16 protein-coding genes are annotated in these 19,935 nt (G+C 43.7%); 9 read left to right on the top strand and 7 right to left on the bottom strand.

The genetic code is table 11. The features are described from left to right. Positions 1-900: 900 nt before the first annotated feature. Complete coding sequence (locus tag L1D50_RS11910) at positions 901-1,857, top strand: glycerophosphodiester phosphodiesterase family protein (RefSeq protein WP_128726069.1); 957 nt, start codon at positions 901-903, stop codon at positions 1,855-1,857. A gap of 55 nt (positions 1,858-1,912) precedes the next feature. Next, complete coding sequence (locus tag L1D50_RS11915) at positions 1,913-2,344, top strand: hypothetical protein (protein WP_138524085.1); 432 nt, start codon at positions 1,913-1,915, stop codon at positions 2,342-2,344. 201 nt (positions 2,345-2,545) lie between these two features. Here L1D50_RS11915 and L1D50_RS11920 read toward each other — a convergent pair whose 3' ends face one another. The 3 genes from L1D50_RS11920 to L1D50_RS11930 form a co-directional block, all read right to left on the bottom strand. After that, a complete protein-coding gene (locus L1D50_RS11920) occupies positions 2,546-3,061 on the bottom strand; it encodes a hypothetical protein (protein WP_128726071.1) in 516 nt (171 codons plus the stop codon). Between the two features lie 598 nt (positions 3,062-3,659). Continuing rightward, the gene (locus tag L1D50_RS11925) at positions 3,660-5,885 is read right to left on the bottom strand and encodes an EAL domain-containing protein (protein ID WP_239966095.1); all 2,226 of its coding nucleotides are present in this window, start codon (positions 5,883-5,885) and stop codon (positions 3,660-3,662) included. 534 nt (positions 5,886-6,419) lie between these two features. Next, positions 6,420-6,764 carry a VOC family protein gene (locus L1D50_RS11930; protein ID WP_138524015.1) on the bottom strand — a complete coding sequence of 115 codons (345 nt, stop codon included), beginning with the start codon at positions 6,762-6,764 and terminating at the stop codon, positions 6,420-6,422. Between the two features lie 483 nt (positions 6,765-7,247). Between L1D50_RS11930 and L1D50_RS11935 the strand changes: the two genes are divergently transcribed. The 4 genes from L1D50_RS11935 to L1D50_RS11950 are packed head-to-tail and all read left to right on the top strand — an operon-like array spanning position 7,248 to position 11,173. After that, entirely contained in the window at positions 7,248-9,044 is a 1,797-nt protein-coding gene (locus tag L1D50_RS11935; RefSeq protein WP_138524013.1) for a glycoside hydrolase family 3 N-terminal domain-containing protein, read from the top strand. A 12-nt stretch (positions 9,045-9,056) separates the two neighbouring features. Beyond that, positions 9,057-9,857, top strand: coding sequence for a DUF1445 domain-containing protein (locus tag L1D50_RS11940; protein ID WP_128726074.1), 801 nt, complete (start codon positions 9,057-9,059; stop codon positions 9,855-9,857). 9 nt (positions 9,858-9,866) lie between these two features. Continuing rightward, entirely contained in the window at positions 9,867-10,595 is a 729-nt protein-coding gene (locus tag L1D50_RS11945) for a 5-oxoprolinase subunit PxpA (RefSeq protein ID WP_138524011.1), read from the top strand. Between the two features lie 47 nt (positions 10,596-10,642). Beyond that, positions 10,643-11,173 carry a GNAT family protein gene (locus L1D50_RS11950; protein ID WP_138524009.1) on the top strand — a complete coding sequence of 177 codons (531 nt, stop codon included), beginning with the start codon at positions 10,643-10,645 and terminating at the stop codon, positions 11,171-11,173. Positions 11,174-11,491: 318 nt separating this feature from the next. Here the strand turns inward: L1D50_RS11950 and L1D50_RS11955 are convergent, their stop codons facing one another. Next, positions 11,492-11,905 (bottom strand): VOC family protein, encoded by a 414-nt coding sequence (locus L1D50_RS11955; RefSeq protein WP_239966096.1) that lies wholly within the window; start codon positions 11,903-11,905, stop codon positions 11,492-11,494. Positions 11,906-12,075: 170 nt separating this feature from the next. Between L1D50_RS11955 and L1D50_RS11960 the strand changes: the two genes are divergently transcribed. The 3 genes from L1D50_RS11960 to katG all read left to right on the top strand — a co-directional run bounded on the left by L1D50_RS11960 (position 12,076) and on the right by katG (position 17,462). Then, positions 12,076-14,094 (top strand): S9 family peptidase, encoded by a 2,019-nt coding sequence (locus tag L1D50_RS11960; protein WP_138524005.1) that lies wholly within the window; start codon positions 12,076-12,078, stop codon positions 14,092-14,094. A gap of 88 nt (positions 14,095-14,182) precedes the next feature. Beyond that, positions 14,183-14,956 carry a class I SAM-dependent methyltransferase gene (locus tag L1D50_RS11965; protein WP_138524003.1) on the top strand — a complete coding sequence of 258 codons (774 nt, stop codon included), beginning with the start codon at positions 14,183-14,185 and terminating at the stop codon, positions 14,954-14,956. Positions 14,957-15,239: 283 nt separating this feature from the next. After that, positions 15,240-17,462 (top strand): catalase/peroxidase HPI, encoded by a 2,223-nt coding sequence (gene katG / locus L1D50_RS11970; RefSeq protein ID WP_167815460.1) that lies wholly within the window; start codon positions 15,240-15,242, stop codon positions 17,460-17,462. A gap of 30 nt (positions 17,463-17,492) precedes the next feature. Here katG and L1D50_RS11975 read toward each other — a convergent pair whose 3' ends face one another. The 3 genes from L1D50_RS11975 to L1D50_RS11985 form a co-directional block, all read right to left on the bottom strand. Then, positions 17,493-17,945, bottom strand: a complete 453-nt coding sequence (locus tag L1D50_RS11975) for a hypothetical protein (RefSeq protein ID WP_128726080.1) — start codon at positions 17,943-17,945, stop codon at positions 17,493-17,495. Positions 17,946-18,055: 110 nt separating this feature from the next. After that, positions 18,056-18,904, bottom strand: a complete 849-nt coding sequence (locus L1D50_RS11980; protein WP_138524001.1) for a lipase secretion chaperone — start codon at positions 18,902-18,904, stop codon at positions 18,056-18,058. After that, positions 18,901-19,818 (bottom strand): triacylglycerol lipase, encoded by a 918-nt coding sequence (locus L1D50_RS11985; protein ID WP_138523999.1) that lies wholly within the window; start codon positions 19,816-19,818, stop codon positions 18,901-18,903. Before L1D50_RS11985 ends, L1D50_RS11980 begins: the two co-directional genes overlap by 4 nt. Positions 19,819-19,935: the final 117 nt, after the last annotated feature.

Raw genomic sequence — 19,935 nt, forward strand, 5'->3', positions numbered from 1 at the left:
GCAAAACCCTTAGCATTACACTTCGACTATAGGTACTTACTACTACCTCACTCAAATACTGGCTCATCCGTCCTGAACGCTTCTCTTCTTTAAAGTCACACTGGTTAGACGATATTAAACGAAGTTATCTGTTAAGCAGCGGGTGTCGTGGATATCGCCGGCTTTGAGCATGTTTGTTCCTCGGGATACAAGGTGGGTTTCGCCGCTTGCTTATTGTGATGGGTGTCAGTTATTTTCCTTTGTAACCCTTGCAAACGGCTTCATCATAAAAATCGTAGAAGATCTTACAAGCAACGTATTCCCCCTCCATCACACCCGAAAAGCATAAGTCGATATGCAATGCGCCGACAGGATGTCGGCCAAGTCTTGTCTGGCATCATGGACGTGCCTTACAAGATGGTTGCACTATATCGGCTTAAGATTTGAAGGTTGAGTGTGATGCTGGGGCGACGTTTTCTTGGTTCGCTCGATCGCGTCGTTTAAAAAGAGTGCACGAGAAGCGCTTGGATGCGCTTTGATATCAGCCAAGGAGGGGATGCTTGATTAGGGCTGCTTTATAAAATCAAGTAGTTAGCCTACTTAATTGTACAGGCTAGCGACCTCTGCACACGTAAAAATATAATTGCTTATTAAGGAAAGTTTAGGTGTAATGAATACATAGCAAGCGCTGAGCAATGCAGGGAAAGCTTACATAAAACTAGCTAAACTGATTACACTAGCTAGGAAGGTGAGAACCTCCAACAAGCCTGTTTTTTCCAAGTAAGCCCTAGCATAAACAACACCAACTCTGACACACCGAGCAGGTAGCGGCTCAGTCCAACCAGTGATTATGCAGCACAAACAGCATGTAGCATAAATACTAAAATATTAGCTTTCATCGACCAAGGATTCAGGTAATAAATGTTTATAAAAATAGTTAAGACATTTTTGGTTTCTCTGTCTTGCATAATTACTCTAGGAGTTTTTAATGCTTATGTGTTCGTTCCTGACCTACAGCGACATGGCGAGATCGTGGCCTATCGAGGAGGCGGAAGCGCAGTTAATTATGAAAAATTAAAAAAAACTGGCTGTACCTCCCTTTCAATAAACGCATCAAGGGTCAATTCAGTTGAGAATACACTAGAAGCTGTGGCTTCTTCCGTTGCAGCCGGAGCTAACGTAATTCATCTAAATGTTCACAGAACACGTGATGATCAACTGGTTGTTTTTCATGACTGGACGTTAGATTGTGCTACAAACGGGTCTGGGCCGGTACATAAAACATCGTTTGAGCAGTTGAAAAGTATTGATGCAGGATATGGATATACGTTTGATGATGGTGCGACTTTCCCATTTAGAGGAAAAGGTTTTAGGATTTCCAAGTTAGAGGCGTTTTACGAACGGTATCCAAAGCATGAGTTTTGGCTAAACCTAAAGAATAACGACATACGCTCATTCGAAACTCTATATGAGTATCTAGCTGGAAAAAAATCTAACCATATTGTAATTACCTCTTCAAAAGGTATGGAGTGGTTTCGAAACAAGGATTCGTCTTTACGGTTAGCAAGCGTTGGTAGTGTAAAGAGTTGCGGAATAGATTATCTTTTAGTTGGATGGGCGGGATTAATTCCTGAGTCCTGTAGGAACACCATTCTTTTTATACCTCCCTCGATGACAAAGTTTTTTTGGGGCTATCCTGAGCGCCTCGCATCAAGGTTACAGAGCTATGGCTCGGATGTTTATCTTTGGTCTCGACATGAATCGATCACCCAACCCTACGATGACGTTGTCGCATCGGGTATTGGAGTGATCACTAGTGATCTTAAATTTATTCGTGCAACACAAGCTAACAAACGCGTCAATCTGGGCGCTCGCTAGCTCGCGCCATTACGCGGGCGTTATGGCTTACAACCAGATTTATAGGTAACTAAATATGAAGCACATATTTCCAACATTACTATTGCTGTTTCCATTTCTTGTTTCAGCGGAAATTTATAAGTGTATACAACCAGACGGAAAACTTGGTTTCTATGATAAACCATGCACTGCAGGGGCAGCCGAAGAAAGAATTACACTCAAGTCCAAGAGCATTGATTGGGTAAGTCGACTTCGATCTGAAAAATCATCATCAATACAGATAATTGATGTACTTCGAAAGGACGGAGATGTAACTATTAAGTACGAATTTACGACAAAGTCAGCTTCTAATGAATTCGTAAGGTTGGCAAATAATGTTAGCAATATGCCTGTCGTGTTAATGAAGTACATTAAGCCTAAAGAGGGTAATCTAGGCCGTGCTGAAATTAAAGCATCAAACAAACCGAATTCACTATTTGATAAAATGAAACGTGCTAATAAACAGTAAAAGCCATAACAAGGCGCTGTTGTCGCCGCGTTGCGGCTGGGACCTCCGTTCCGTCGCTTCGCTCCTACACTCTGGCCCCAAAAAATGAGTTAGATCGACCGCCTGTTCCTCGCTCTTAGCAGCCATAGCCCCTTCAAAGCGGCTTGATTAGATGTAAACGACGGCGATTAAACCAACTATCGCCTTGAGTTTTGCAAACCACTACACCGCTCTCAGATACTGAATCATCCGACCTGAACGCTTCTCTTCTTTAAAGTCACAACTGGTTAAACGATATTGAACGAAGTTATCTGTTAAGCATCGGGTGTCGTGGATATCGCCGGGTAGAAACACTCGGCAATCGCCGGCTTTGAGCGTGTCTGTTCCTCGGGATACGAGATGGGTTTCGCCGCTTGCTGTAGTAACGGGTTTGTAAGTTGTCATTTCCATTTCGCCAGATTGCACGGCATAAAATACCCAACCTGCGCCATGATCATGAGGTGGGCGGTACGTGCCCTTTTCTTCGGCATGAACTAGCAGCATAAAACCATATTCAGGGTCTTGGTAGAGTGTTTTTGATGCCAACCTTTCACGCATAATGCTCTCAAGCCAAGGCTCGTGCGGTGGAGACTGAGTAAGCTCACTGAGTAACTCACGTACTGCTACTGTGGTGCTTGAATTTAGCCCGCTCCAGTTGGCTTTTATATCATTGACGATTTTATCTAAGCTATTTTGCATTACCTCTACCTCTTACCGTTTGTTCACTATCATTCGTTTAAGAGGAGCATACAACTTCAAGTTAACTTTAAGTCAAGAAATAGAATTGCTCGGATAATAACGATTTCGCTTAAAACTGATAACTTAGCGAGAGTTCGCTGGCGCGACCAAGAGATAGCCGCGAGAATACGTCGTGATACACCGTGAGCGGGAGTGGATCAAACTCGGTTTGGAATAACGCACTACTGATAGCAAGCACAATAAGGTGGTTTGATATACCAGTTGTATTAAGTAAATGATCTATCTTGAAGCGGGGAAATAGCTTTAGTAGCACCGCTCTCGCGTCCTGCTACCGCTAAGGTACCTATATCCATATAGGCAAGGCAAAAATTTTGCTATTTAGTTGTTCTAAATGAGAAATTTTTAACGAAGCTAATATGCTATTTCACCCTTCAAATTGATTAGAGAATTAATTCAATTGGTATTATAACAAGGTGTGTTGTTGCTCATGGCATTCCCTTCTCTTTTGTTGTTGCCAGAGCAAGTGAGTTGAGCTTTGTACACCTATAAACGAAAGAAGGGAAAGTTTTAGCAATATTTTTAGATAAATTAATCAGTGCTAGTTTTGACCTAATCTGCGCCTATCTACGCTCATGTGGGTACTGAGAATAGGGGTTATCTCGGACTCTGTGGCGGGAGCAAAAAGGTGGTTGCCTTGGATAAGGTGGCAACCGTTGAGGTTAAGAGACTTGGCTTGCAACGCGCTTTCAACACCTACCGCTACACATTCTACGTCCAAGCTCTTTGCCATCTGTACAATCAATTTTGCAATATCATTTTGTGAGGCAACTGACTGAGGGGTAGCAAGGAAAGCAGGTGGAATTTTAATAGTTTCAAACGTGAGCCTTTGTAGGTACAACATGCTGGTATGCCCAACACCAAAATGATCAATTGAAATCCGCACGCCTGACTGCTCCAGTTCTGCCATCACCTCAGGTGCTTTATCAAGTAATTCTATCAGATCAACTTCTTTGATTTCTATTTCAATTTGCCTAGGTGACAGCTGGTGCTGTACAGCTTGATCCATAAAGTTTTTTATTACTGTTTTATTGGTAAGCTCAGTAAGCGAAAGGTTGAAACTAACCACAAGGTTATCGTATTCACAAAACCATCTCTTCATTGCATGGAAAGCCTGTGCTCTGAGTTGCTGCCCAATTTCTACTATCAGGTCGCCATCACATGCCGTTTCAAAAAAGTCTTTAGGTTCCAATATTTGTTGGTCTTGTTGCCACCTTACAAGTACTTCAAGTTTCTTAATCTTACGCGTGTGTGCGTCAACAATAGGCTGGAAATAAGGAATAAACTCTCTATTTTCTAACCCCTGAATGATCCGACTTTCTTGCAACAAACGCTGCTCTGACTCATGGTCTAAACGCGCGTTATAAAACTGAAACTCCGTTTGTGTGGCTTTTTTAGCTCGATACATTGCAGTATCAGCATGTTTTAACAAAGCTTCAGTGTTGTCACCGTCGTCGGGGTAAATTGCAACGCCTGCACTCACCGTGACTTTAAGGCTAACTTGCCGTAAACAATATTGTCCGTTAACGCTGTTCAAGACCTTACTCACCACCTTACGTACATATTTTTTATCTCGGATACCATCAATGAGTAACACAAATTCATCGCCCCCCATTCTAGCAACGGTGTCACACCCTCGAATTTGCTGAGTTAGTCGGCTTGCAATCTCTTTGAGTAATAAGTCGCCGTGATCGTGCCCCAGTGAGTCGTTGATTTTTTTGAACTTGTTGACGTCAATAAAGACCAACGCAAATTGATGACTCATGCGTTTAGCTCGTTTACAAGCCTGCACTAAACGGTCATGCAGCAATAAGCGATTGGGTAACCCGGTTAATGCATCGTGATGGGCAAGGTGATTCATTTTTTTCGCCATTAATCTCGACTCAGTAACGTCTTGAAAAACCATTACAGTGCCAAGGTAGCTACCATCTTTAGCAATAATAGGAGAAAAGGAGTCTTGAATTGCAAAGGTAAGACCGAGGTGATTGGTAATTGAAGTGAGTTCAGGCAAACAAATAGTATGACCTTGCTTTAGGCAAAGTTCAGGGAATTTATTAATCGAAGCTTTGGTCTCTTCATGATACATAGACATAACGTCATCAAATCGCCGCCCGACCACTTCTTCATTTAACATCGCGAGAATGGCTTCTGTGACCGGATTAATATAAGTGATAACACCATTTACATCTGTACAGATCACGCCATCACCAATAGAGCTCAACGTCACTTCAAGCAATTCTTTTTCTTCTTCCAATGCCTGAGCGAGACGATTTTCTCTATTGCTAGTATTAAAATAACAGAGATATCCCGTAACGGTATCAGCGACTTTTAGTGGTAAAGTAACTGGGCTAATAACTTTACCACTGTGAACAACCGTGCAGTTGCCATAGCTTTGTGTAACAAGCGCGTCGAACTTGCTCGTTGCCACGCTCTTCCCTTCATTGTTGACACTACCGTTCACGGTGATTAATTCCTCAATTTTTAATCCAAATACGTTGCTGCCAACACCCAGTATGGATTGCATTTGGTCATTAGCTTGTAGGATAACGCCATCACTATCTAACACCATTTGTGGCACGGTAGAACCATCATCAACGTTGATTTTTATAGGATCTTGAGCTTGCCACCAAAGCAGTGCTACAAACAAAAAAGCTAAAGTGCTGATGATGATAAAAGTCACGGGTGACAGCAAAAATAGGCCCAATTTATCGGCCATAAGCATGGTTAAGGAGAGTAAAGTACCAACAACTAAGAATGTCCGTCTCATTGCCTAATCAAACCTAAGTATGGTGATGATGCGTCTAGTGGTGTTTTTTAAATAACAACCCTTATCACCAGTACTACTGCCCTAAACCTAGACCGGTTAAATTGATCTGTAGGTTGATTACGTGGTAAGCAGGTATCAAACACAAAGAAGTTTAGCATCAGTGTTTAATAACTATTGTTCACAATAGCAACGAATTCAAGTTTTTATCTAATCTGAAAACGAAAGATGATTGCAGTAAAACCTCTGCGTTTACGTGTGCTGTAAAGGGCCTTTACAACACGCAGTTTGGTTATTTAAGCTGGGATTTGAATAAGGAATGTATCAACTAATTATTTTTAAACTCATGTTGAATTATTTCCTTACCTTGCCAGAGAGTTTTGTGGTTAACGCAGCTTCTGCGCCCCGCTCTCGCTAAGGTACCTATTTCCTATAGGTAAGGAGAACTACTCACCAATAGCTGGCTATTGGGAGTGAATTCAATGCAGATAGCGCTATAGCTGGCTGCTAGAAAGGCATTAATTATCGAAACTTAGGTTATTTAGACCATACCGCAAACTCATTGCCGCTCGGCTCAATAAAGTGAAAGCGACGACCGCCAGGAAATTCAAATATAGTCTTGCTTATCTCTCCGCCCGCTTGCTCTACTTTGCTTTGCACGGCTTCCAACTCGTCGCTGTACAACACCACGAGAACTCCACCTTGCGCTTGTTTAGAAGACACATCGGCTCGGAAAAAGCCGCCGTCCAGGCCTGAATTTGCAAACGCAATATAATCAGGCCCGTAAGATTCAAATTGCCAATCAAACACCCGCTCGAAGAAAGCTTGTGTTGCTACTAAGTCTTTTGCTGCTAATTCTACATAGTTTATATGGTTGTTCATTTTTTATTCCCTTTAAAATCTGTGTTTAATTTATGCTGTTATCGCCTAGGGCATGTTGACCTTTGCTGTTTGATTTTTGTTCTTCTGAGTGTGTTTTGGTCGCGACGCTCGACTTGCCGCCTAGTAATCTAGGCAAAAGTTGAGCAACAATGAACAAAGCGCACTCAGATGAACCCAAAGGGCAGCGCTTGATTAGCATTCCTACTGTGTTACCCCACAAGGATGTGGGGTAAGGTGACTTTGCAGGAGCACAAAGTCTTTATCGCCAGACTTACATAGAATGACTATGCTACGCTGGCTCTCCCTTGTATAAATACCAATCAAACTGCTGCAAAAACAAACTTGAAAGATCAACAGGCCCTAATAGAAAGCACTTTGTAGTCGCTTCTAAATCAATGTTAAAGTGTAGACAATTTTATTCAGCGTTTATTATTGATTGTGCGATTATTATCTCTGCTCACTACTTTAGGAACTATCACATTCATGAGTTTCATCACTTCAGCTCACGCAACAGCAGCACAAGTGCCACTGACCACTTCGCAAATGCTTGGACAAAAGCTTATGCTCGATTTTCGCTATTACTGCGGTGAAAGCAAAAAGCCAAGTGGAGATTGTAGAGCAGCGATGACAACTTTACCGCCTGAACTGTCCGAGTTGATCAGTAAATACGACATCGGCGGCGCTATTTTGTTTGCCGAAAATGTGCAAAACACAGCGCAAATAGTCAGTCTAACCAATGCGTTACAAAGTGCAGCACAACAAAGTAAAAGTCAACTTCCCTTATTTATTGCCATCGACCAAGAAGGTGGTCGTGTTGCCCGAATTAATCGTGAACAAGCAACGTCGTTTACTGGCAATATGAGTATTGGAGCAACCTATCCAAAACAGGGCGATACTTACGCAACCAAAGTGGCAAGCGCGATTGGAAAGGAGCTAAATAGCTTAGGGATCAACGTAAACTTCGCCCCAACGGTAGATGTGAACAGCAACCCGAATAATCCGGTGATCAATGTGCGTTCATTCTCGGAAAATCCGAAAGTGGTCGCCGAATTAGGTCTAGCTCAGGTAAAAGCATTTGAGGCCGCAGGTGTACTTTCTGCGCTAAAGCATTTTCCTGGCCACGGTGATACACATGTTGATAGCCACACGGGACTACCTCGTGTTGATCACGACCGCGACAAAATTAACCAGCAAGATTTATTGCCCTTTGCCGAGATAATCAAAACATCACCTCCTGGCATGGTAATGACCGCCCATATTCAATATCCGGCGCTCGACAGCAGTAAAGTTGTTAACTCTCAAGGTGAGAGCATGATAAGGCCCGCGACTATGTCTTATCAGATCATGACACAACTACTAAGACACGAATTGGGATACCAAGGCGTGACCGTCACCGATGCGCTAGATATGGCTGGGATCAGCGACTTTTTTAATCCAGTCGATGCAACCATTGAAACGTTTAACGCTGGCGTGGATATCGCGCTAATGCCTATTGCTATTCGCAATCGTGCAGACATCAAACGCTTTGAACAATATATGGCAGAGCTAACCGCAGCGCTTGATACCAATAAACTAAACCAAGAGCAACTTAACAGTTCTATGGCGCGTATCGCCAAGCTCAAGACAAAGCTGCCACAATCAAGCGCTTCTTTGGCCATTGCCAATTCAACACTGGGTAATCCAAGCCATCGTCGCTTAGAAGCAGAACTTGCACTAGCGGCTATTACTGAAGTAAAAAACGATGGTGTATTGCCGCTCAGAGATAACGCACAAGTTGTTCACCTTATCATGCCAGATAGGCAAAAATGTTTTGCACTTGAGCAAGCATTACAAACATACAGTAAAAACTCGCTCACACTTTCTTGTACAAGCCTACAAGCCTACGACCCAGACATTGCACATGATGCAATTAAACAGGCCGATGTGATAATCGCCGCACATGCATCGCCACCGCAAAGCGCGGTTGAAATTGGCGGCATGGACGATGTGAAAAAGTTACGAGAGCATGGTGTGGCGCGTAATGTGCAACCAGAGGCGCTGAAAGCATTACTGCAATACGGTCAAAAACTGGGTAAAAAGCAGCTATTTATCAGCCTAAGAGCACCATACGAAATTAGTACCTTTGGACCTCTTAGTAACGCAGTATTAGCAAGTTATGCTTATAATGTAGACGTAAATCGTGATAAAAAAGTAACTGGGCCTGCCTATACGGCGCTGGCCAAAGTGATTTTAGGAATAGCGAAAGCGGAAGGTTCACTGCCTGTTACAGTAAACCACTAATTGGAGGAATCTATGGATCCCAGTGCTTCTTTAAGTGCACCACATGCAATAAGAAAAATGATCAAGGATGGTGATTATACGGGCCCTACTAAAGGGTTCGTGCCTGGGTTCACACAATGTAATGTGATTATTTTGCCACAAAGCGAAGCATATTCATTCTTCCGTTTTTGTGAGAGTAATCAATCCGTTTGCAAGCTGATTATTCCGCCCAGCGAGCCGGGTAATTTCAACTTTGACACTTTGGGGAAAGATATAGACATACGCTACCACCTCCCCAAGTATCAGATTTTAAAACATGGCCAGCTCGCCCAAGAATGCCATAACATAGAAGAGCACTGGCGCGACGATTTAGTTACCTTTGCTTTTGCCAGTTATCTTTCTTTTGATAACTTGCTCGCGCAGTATGGAATAAATCCACCATCGGCGAACCCAACCACACCTTTACCACTCTACATCAGCAACTTGCCTTGCAACTCAGTAGATAAATACGAGGCAAATCAAATACTGGCGATGCGCCCATTAACAAAGCAAAATCTTATTAGTGCCATTCAAGCGGCAACACTAAGCCGACTTCCCTATGCGTTGCCACTTCATTTTGGTGAGCCTAGTGAGGTTGGGATCAAAGATCTTAGCAAACCTAATTTTGGCGAGCCATTGACTTGTAAAGAGGGACAGCTTCCGGTTTTTTGGGGCTCCAGCCTGACAGCTCAGTTAGCCATAGCAAAAGCGGCACCTGAGTTCTGTATTATGAATAGTCCACACCATTTATTGGTGACAGATAAACAAGATTTAGAGCTTGCAGTAACGAAGTAGGAAATAAGCATGTTATTAAATTGCGACTTGGGTGAGAGCTTTGGCGCCTGGAAAATGGGGTTAGACGAACATGTAATGCCACATATCGACATGGCTAATGTCGCTTGCGGTTTTCACGCAGGAGATCCTGATGTACTCGCGCAAACACTACAGCTGCTCAACACGCATCGAGTAACGCTTGGCGCACATCCAAGTTATCCAGACCGCCAAGGGTTTGGCCGCCGCTCAATGCAGCTTTCTGAGCAAGAAATCACCAACGCTTTACATTACCAAATTGCCGCAATTGAAGGGATGGCAAAGGTGCAAGGCTTGACGCTAAGCTATGTGAAACCACACGGTGCACTTTATAACGATATGATGAAGTCACAAACGTTATTAAGCTGTGTGATCAAGGCCATCTCACGCTACCCAAGTGAGCTTAAGTTGATGGTACTAGCAACTGCGCAACAAGCAAACCACCAACAACTCGCCGACCACCATAATGTATCACTGATTTTTGAAGCCTTTGCCGATAGACTCTACACCGATGAAGGCTTACTTACTCCCCGCTCTGAACCGGGCGCAGTGCATGATAAGTCAGCGCTACTTGCACAAGTTAAGCAATTACACCAGCAAGGTAGTGTTACAACTGCAAGTGGGAAGTCACTTTCCTTACGCGCCGACACCTTATGCGTTCATGGTGACAATGAGGCGAGCATTGCCTTAATTGAAGAAATAAGAAACGTGATAAATCAATAATTTGTGATAGTCTGGCCGTACATGCTTAATAAGCGAAAGGACTTTACATGCAGCTCACAACAGAAAGACTTACCTTAAGACCTATACTTAATACAGATTGGCCGCTTTGGGTAGAACTTCATCAACATCCAGATGTCATGCGTTTTGTCGGTGAGATTACCAATGAAGCTACGCTGCGTGAAAAGTTTAACCGTGGTTTAAGCGCTGGACTTGGGCAGTGGCACAAAGAAGATAACACTTGGCTCACCTTAGTAATTGAAGAAACGGCCACAGCGACCCCAATCGGGCTACACGGATTTTTAAGTATGTGGACACCGTTTCAACAGGCCGAGTTAGGTTTTATGCTTTCCCCCGAATTTCAAGGAAAGGGTTACGCCTTTGAAGCTTCTAGAGCCGTCATTGATTTTGCCTTGCGCGAATGTAATTACCACAAGCTCATCGCCACCGTTACCCAAGGAAATCATGCCTCTCACCATTTACTCAAGAAACTAGGATTTGAGCTCGAAGGCACGCTAAAACATAACTTCCAAATTAACGGCGAGTGGGTAAATGACGAGAAGTTTGGGTTGCTAAAGTAACCTGAGCTTCGGATAATTAATGACTTTCTAGCAGCCAGTTTTAGCGCTAACTGCGTTGAATTCACTTCCAATAGCCAGCTATTGGTGCGTAAATTTGCCTAGTTATCCCTAAAACTCTCTGGCTAGATAAGAAGATAGTTTAAGGTGATTAAAAAACAATGAGTTAGCTCATTCCTTATCCAAACCTCAGGTTAAGTAATCACAGAGCTATGCTCACCAAATGAGGGCGGATCATTTGTTTTTAAAAACGCTAGATCTCCCTCATTCTAACCACTCGCTATAACTATAACATGGGCAATACTCACGCTTCTTAGCAAGTTAATCACTATTGCGCTCAGAAGGCAGATCACTCATATATTCCACAAACTCAATTTCATATCCCGCAGGATCAATAAAGTAAACGTTTTTTCGGTATGGATGCTGCGCTCCGACTTTATCGACTGTGTAACCCGCTTCGGTTAGCCGATTAACAACACGCTCGACACTTTGAACCACATAGGCGAAATGTGCCAAGCCGACTTGGTGACCCTCGAGTGCTCTGTTTTGGCCCTCACCGTGGTCGCTAAGCGCAATATAATGATAGTCATCTCCAAAATGCAGCCATGTTCGTGCTTTGCCGTACCACTCTCCTTGCCCTTTGCTTCTAACTTTCCAATGAGGAAATGCGGCGCGATAAAAGTGGAGCATCTCTTCTAGGTCGCTAACTACCAAATTTACGTGTTCTAAGTACATACATATCATCCTCTTCTTTGTAAATTCCGCTAACTGGAGGCAACGATAAAACCGCAAGTTAAGTTGAGGTAAAGCACTTTTTTATGGATTTTTAATTTGTTCACCGCAAAGAGTTGATTAAGCTGCAATATGGCGCATAGTGGAAATGATAATTAGAAACAGGATGAGTCATGAAATACTTTCTAGCAGGCGTCGCGATTGCAAGCTCAGCTTGCGCTGTGCAAGCCGCACCTCTTGAGCCAACCGATATATTTAATCTTGAATATGCTAATCAAATTGACATCACCAATGACGGTGACAAAGTCTTCTTCGTGCGAAATCGCATGGATATCAAAAGTGATAGAAAAGTCGGTAATATCTGGTCTGTAGACCTTGCTACCAATGCAATGCAGCCAGTTACCTCTGGATTACACATGGATTATTCTCCTGTGCTGTCGCCTAGTAATGATCGCATCGCTTTTATTTCTACTCGCGACGGTAGCAGCCAAATTTATGTGAAATGGTTGGCAACTGGAGCCATTGCCAAAATCAGTAATTTAGCTCACGGACCATCGGGACTACATTGGTCTCCAGATGGTAAAAGCCTATACTTTAGCCAGTTTGTTCCCAGCCAAAAAGCTCCACCGGTATCTGTTGCAGGGAAGCCCAAAGGAGCTGAATGGGCAAAACCACCCGTATTTATCGATGAGGTATATTATCGCGCCGACGGTGCTGGTTACACCGAACCGGGCTTTAATCATATTTTCAAAATTGATGCCAACGGTGGCAATGCAAAACAGTTAACCTCAGGCAACTTTGATCATGGCGGTGAACTGAGTTTTGCTGATGACGCAAAGGCACTGTATTTTTCGGCTAATCGCCACAAGGATAACCAATTAAACCCAACCAACAGCGAAGTCTATAAGCTAGACCTAAACTCGCTTGAAATCACAGCGGTAACTGACCGAGTAGGCCCAGATACTCACCCAGAGGTGTCACCTAATGGCCGCTATCTGGCTTACCTTGGTTATGATGATAAAAAAACCAATTACGAGAATAGCCTACTCTATATCAAAGATCTCAAATCAGGCGAAACCAAAACCTATGCAGCCGATTTAGATAGAAGCCTTGCCTCTGTCACTTGGGCCGCCAACAGCCGTGGCGTCTATGTAAGTTACGACAGTGAAGGGAAAACCACACTTGGCTATCAGCCGTTAAAAGGGCGTTTTGAGCAGATAACGGATGCCATTGGTAGTGTGAGTTTTGGTCGCCCCTATTCAGGTGGTGACTATGCCATCAGTGACCGCGGATTAGTGGCTTTTACACTCGCAGATACCCAGCGCCCTGCCGATGTCGCAATTGTAAAACGCGGCGAGCCAAGACCAATTACAAAGCTTAACGAAGATGCCCTTGGCGATAAAACACTGGCAAAAGTTGAAGAAGTTTGGCTAAAGTCGAAGCACGATCAACTGCCAATTCAAGCTTGGGTCGCCTACCCTCCCGGGTTCGATAAATCTAAAAAGTACCCGCTGGTACTTGAGATCCACGGTGGCCCAGTCGCAAACTACGGCCCACATTTTAGCGCCGAGGTACAACTTTTTGCCGCCCAAGGCAGCGTAGTGCTTTACATGAATCCACGAGGTAGCGACTCCTACGGCAAAGAGTTTGCTCAAACAATCCACCACAACTACCCAAGCCATGATTTTGACGACCTAATGACAGGTGTGGATCATCTGATCGGCGAGGGCTATATAGACAAAGACCGCTTGTTTGTTACTGGCGGTTCAGGTGGCGGCGTACTCACCGCGTGGACGGTCGGTCACACGGATAGATTCGCAGCAGCAGTCGTAGCAAAGCCGGTGATAAACTGGTATAGCTTTGTGTTAACTGCAGATTTCTATCCATTTTTTGCGGACTACTGGTTCCCAGGAAAACCATGGGAGCATATGGAACATTATATGAAACGCTCTCCTATCAGCTATGTCGGTAATGTAAAAACCCCAACCATGCTACTGACAGGTGAAGCGGATTATCGTACGCCAATCTCAGAAACTGAGCAGTATTATCAAGCGCTTAAGCTACAGGGTGTAGAAACAGCTATGGTCAGAATTCCAGATGCCTCACACGGAATCACCAAAAGACCATCCAACCTACTAAACAAAGTGGCTTATATTCAGTGGTGGTTCGACAAACACGACCCGAAGAAATAAACGGGATCCCAACCAAGCCGGGGCAGTCTTGCCTCGGTTTATTTACTCGTTATTATTAAAGCAAATCCACAAAAATAGGGAATGCAATATGGATTATGTCTCTCTCAATCGTGCAGCATGGGAAGAACGAGCCAAGGCACATTTTGACTCTGAGTTTTATGACGTCGATCGCTTTTTACAAGGTACCTCTTCACTCAATCCCATTGAATGTGAGCTACTGGGTGATGTATCAGGCAAGAGTCTGCTTCACCTACAATGTCACTTCGGCTTAGATAGCCTGTCATTCGCAAGACTGGGGGCTAAGGTGACTGGCGTTGATTTTTCGACAGAAGCCATTACCCGAGCAAATACATTGGCCCAACAAACTGGGCTTGACGCCTGCTTTATCTGTCAGGACATCACGCAATTTGGGCTTGAGAATAGCACACAATTCGACATTGTCTTTGCATCCTATGGCACCATCTGCTGGTTGCAAGATTTATCTCAATGGGCTGCTACTATTGCCCGCGCATTGAAACCCGGCGGTCAGTTTTGTCTCGTGGAGTTTCACCCAAGTATTGACCTTCATTTGGGCTACCCTTACTTCCCACAAACTCAGCCGGATATTAGCGAAGAATCAACCTATACCGAGAACCACCAAGATACCAAACAAACCATTGCGACTTGGCCGCACTCAATCGCCGAAGTGATGCAGTCATTAATGCAAGCAGGTCTTACAATCACTCACTTTGATGAGCACCCTTACAGTCCATATAACTGCTTTAAAGGTTTGGAGGCGGTGTCCGGACACGGTTTTCAGTTATTGAGTAAAGGGCATCAAGTACCATTGCTATTTTCAATATTAGCGAATAAAGCGGAGTAGGACTCACTACTCCACCATATATTTTTCCATACCCAATACAATTACGAGAATTTTTACAAAAGTTTTGTGTTTTAAGTTGATTGTTGCAAAATACTAAATTCAAGTTTTACTTCAAAAATATTCTCGCGATAAAAAACAAATATAACACTTTGATAAAATAGATTTTTTATCGATTTATTTTTCCGAACACACCAATTTGTTTTTCTGGATTTTCTCTTTTTAATTTGTGAACTAAAGTTTAACACGCAGTTTGAGACACACTTTAATTACGAGGGAAAACCCCATGAATAGAAAATCTAGAACGATGTTGTCTGCCGTCGCGCTCGCAGTAACAACAACGCTATCAGCCCAGAGCTTTGCTGCAATGAGTGAAGCAAAAACTAATCAATTTTGGTGGCCAGAACAACTAAACCTAAGCCCATTAAGACAACACAGCCCAGAGTCCAATCCTTACGGCGCAAACTTTGATTATGCCGCTGAATTTAGCAAACTAGATCTTAAGCAAGTCAAAAAAGACATCGAGCAAACACTCACCGATTCACAAGACTGGTGGCCTGCTGACTGGGGTCATTATGGTCCATTTATGATCCGTATGGCATGGCATAGTGCCGGAGTTTATCGTGTACACGATGGCCGTGGTGGCTCTGCAGGTGGTCAACAACGTTTCGATCCGTTAAACAGCTGGCCAGATAACGCAAACCTAGATAAAGCAAGACGATTATTGTGGCCGATTAAACAAAAGTACGGTCGTAGCCTATCGTGGGCAGACTTAATGGTCTTAGCAGGCAATGTTGCACTTGAGTCAATGGGCTTTAAGACCTTTGGTTTCGCAGGTGGCCGTCAGGACGATTGGGAACCTGATTTAGTTTATTGGGGGCCAGAAGATGCTTTCCTAAAAGACGAGCGTCGTGACAAAAAAGGTAAGCTAAAAGGTCCATTAGCAGCTGTAGAAATGGGACTTATTTATGTCAACCCTGAAGGTCCACACGGTAAACCAGATCCACTACTTGCCGCAAAAGATATTCGCATGTCATTTGGCCGTATGGCAATGAACGACGAAGAAGTGGTCGCACTTATCGCGGGTGGTCACACCTTTGGTAAAGCACATGGCGCGAAAAAGCCATCTGATTGTGTGGGTAAAGAACCAGCCGCTGCAGCAATTGAAGCGCAAGGCCTAGGCTGGAAAAATAAATGCGGCTCGGGTAAAGGTGCAGACACCACAACAAGTGGTTTAGAAGGGGCTTGGACGGTCACACCAACTCAGTGGTCAACCAATTATCTCGACAACCTAATGAACTTCAATTGGGTAATGACCAAAAGTCCAGCTGGTGCGACCCAGTGGATCCCAGATAACAAAGCTGCGGCAAACCTAGTACCAGACGCCCACATTGAAGGTAAACGCCACGCACCAATAATGTTCACCACGGATTTGGCATTAAAATTTGACCCTGAATATCGTAAGGTTATTGAACGCTTCCGCAAAGATCCAAAGCAATATGAGTTGGCGTTCGCGAAGGCTTGGTTCAAGTTGACTCACCGTGATATGGGTCCAAGAGCCCGTTATGTAGGTTCAGAAGTACCAAGCGAAGTACTGACTTGGCAAGATCCAATTCCAAAAGCGGATTACAAGATGATTGATAACAAGGACATAAGCGCCCTGAAAAAATCAATCTTGAACTCAGGTCTAACAAAACAAGAACTGATCAGAACAGCATGGTCGGCAGCATCTAGCCACCGAGTTACTGATATGCGTGGTGGTGCAAACGGTGGCCGTTTACGCCTTGAGCCTCAGGTAAGTTGGGAGGTAAACAACCCTGACGAGGTCAACAAAGTGCTAGCTACATTGACGGATATTCAAACCCGCTTTAATAAGCGTGCTGGCAAAAAAGCAGTCTCTATTGCCGACTTGATTGTGTTAGGTGGTTCTGCAGCAGTTGAAAAAGCCGCAAACGACGCAGGCTACAAAGTAAATGTAGCGTTTAAGCCGGGCCGTACCGATGCCTCACAAGCACAAACGGACGTCTTATCATTTAGCTATCTGGAGCCAAAGGCAGACGCGTTCCGTAACTATTACAGTGATGAAGCGTTTATGTCTCCAACTGAAATGTTAGTAGACAAAGCCAATATGCTGGACTTATCTGTACCTGAGATGACGGTACTATTAGGTGGCCTACGTAGCTTAGACGCAAACTACAAAGGCGCAGAGCACGGTGTATTTACTGACAAACCTGGTCAATTGAGCAACGACTTCTTTGTTAACCTGCTAGATATGTCGACTAAATGGTCAAAAGTAGAAGGGCAAGAAGGCTTATACGAAGGCCGTGACCGCAAAACTGGAGAGATAAAATGGACGGCAACCCCGGTTGATTTAATCTTTGGTTCTAACTCTGAACTTCGCGCAATTACCGAAGTCTATGCATCGGACGATGCCAAACAGAAGTTTGTAGACGATTTTATCGCCGCTTGGGTGAAGGTAATGCAACTAGACCGCTTTGACTTAAAATAAACCAATGAAGTACAGCAAACAGGGCCTAGTTTAGGCCCTGTTTTTTGGTTGTATGGCTTGGTTCTGCTTTGGTATTTTGGCAAAGCAAAACCGAGATACGAAGTTATCCGTCACCACATCGCTTTGCGCTTTATCGCTACTGTTATAGAGGTGCAATTGATTATCTTCGACGAAATAAAATCCCAGTTGATTTAATCGTGTCGCCCATCGATATCCCGATGCTAAATCACACTTTATATAAACACTTAACTCTCGATATTGCATTTGCTGATCACCGCCCCATAGCAACTGATAAGGCACATTTGCGCGCTGTAAAGCCCCTTGCCAAAATCGTGATAAGCGTTGATTTTTATCTTCACAGAGTACCTTTCCATGTGGATTCCACAGACTTAAGACTGCGCCCCGAGAATCAAAGCCGATTTGCTGTAATGGTTGAAAATATACTTGTAAATAAAGCTGCCACAGGTTTGGTTCAATTTTCATGTTTTACTGCTTGTTTGATTGTATTTACCAGTTGCCAAGATGGGCTCATGGCTGAAAGTTTGGCTGCTCCATGTAACCGGCCTGTAAATCTTATCAATAACTAAAAATTATCACTTAACCAATACAGCGACTCGCTTTTGCTCGTTCTCCGTAAAGGTTTGTTTGAGTAGTGACTCGACTTTTTCTTTTGCGATTTGGCTATCACCAAGCTCGGCTAAAATATTTTGTTTTTGCAGCATAAAGCTTTGTAGTTTTTGCTGCCAATGATTTTGTTGCTTCTGGACTTCAAGAATACGAGTTGCCGCTTCATCACCAAATTCGGCACTTAGTTCATTATAGTGTTTTTGCTGCCAGTTTGCGTTTAGGGTGTGTAACTGAGCTGAGGTGTGAAATAACACTTGTTCACGCTTTGGAAGCCCACTGACATGCGTCTCAATTAATTGCTGCTTTTGCGACTCAGATATAGATGCGTCTGACAAAATTTGCCAGCGAATCAAAGCTTGCATATCCCACGCATTATCACCTTCAAACCAAACAGCGATCACTTCATCTGTAAAAAATTGCCGCTGCAGTGCGTGTAGCAGCTCAACACGTTCTTGTAAGTTAAGATGCGTATCCACATCAATTAAGGCCTGCTTAAATTGCACGTAGAGATCTGCAACTTCGTGAAGGCATTGTGGTAATAATTCCAGATAAGCTTGCCACTGCTCGGCTTGGTTATTGTTTTGTAGATCAAAAAGCCAATCGTCGATTTGATGCTTATGCTGTTTATTAATAGTCTCACAACGTACGCTTGCAGATGCACTCCTTGTGGGTTGTGGGACCTTATGCGCATCACTTTGCTGCTCTGATACCACCGCGAACCGGGGAAGATGACGCGGCATCTCTTGCTGTTCACTCTCGATATAAACCAGCGACAGCATAGTCAAAATGATTAGCAAAAGGCCCCACTTTTTCATAGCGCCAGACCTTTTAAGCGGCGAATATGCTGGCGATAAACGGTTAATGGATCTGTTTCGAACAAGTGATGAATCCCAATAGTATGGTTTACCTGATCTAAATGGTTCATTTTGAATTGGTTGTTGATCACCTGACCTAAATTACTAGAACAAGCTGAGACTAGGCCGTCGTTGGCCTCATCAAAAACTTGAGAGAACAGTGCGAGTGCATTATCAGCAGGGTCAAATACGTTGGTCCATGCTTTGCTGCCACTCCATGAAAAATAATGCACACCATTGCTTGCTAGACTTTGGGTTTCGCCACAATAACTGCTTGGTATACCCTCTGGGTATTTTTGGTTAAATGCTAATGTGCCAGCCGTGGTCAAAGCACTTAGCGCTTCGAGTGCGTCTTTTGGTGCGGTTGCTTTACCAGATAACAAATCAATCAATCCCGCAAGGCCGTTAGCAAGCGATGCTAAAAACTGCTCCGAAAATGAACCACTGTCTACTCCACCGCGAACAACATCAGCAAAACGGCTCCCCCAGTTTACGCCACCAATACTAGTCGCTGAGGCCACCCACTCAGGTTTAACTGAGGCGACATAGCGAATAGTTTGCGCGCCTTGGCTGTGACCAATTAAATTAACTTTGTCTTTACCCGTTAATGCTCGAACCAACGCAACTTGCTCTAGTAGTTGCTCACCACGCAATTCTGAATTATGGGCTGATGATACTTCTGCAACATAAACCAGCCCACCTTCATCATGGATCACTTGTGGTACGCGATAAAAATAATCTACTCCGAGCAGATTATCAAAACCAAATAGACCGTGAACTAATACCACGGGATACTCTAATTCCTCACCGCTGTGGGCGGGAGAGGTAACGATCGATAGCAACCCAAGCAGGGCGCTGAGAATTAACCTTTTCATGTACTTGCTCCAATTATTACAATTTAGTAACAAACAAACTTTAGATTACAATGGTCAGAGGTCAAGCCAGAATAATGTAAAAAATGAAATTTTAATGAATATTACGTAAACAAACGT

This window comes from Pseudoalteromonas sp. Isolate6, assembly GCF_022398435.1.
Classification (GTDB): Bacteria; Pseudomonadota; Gammaproteobacteria; order Enterobacterales; family Alteromonadaceae; genus Pseudoalteromonas; species Pseudoalteromonas galatheae.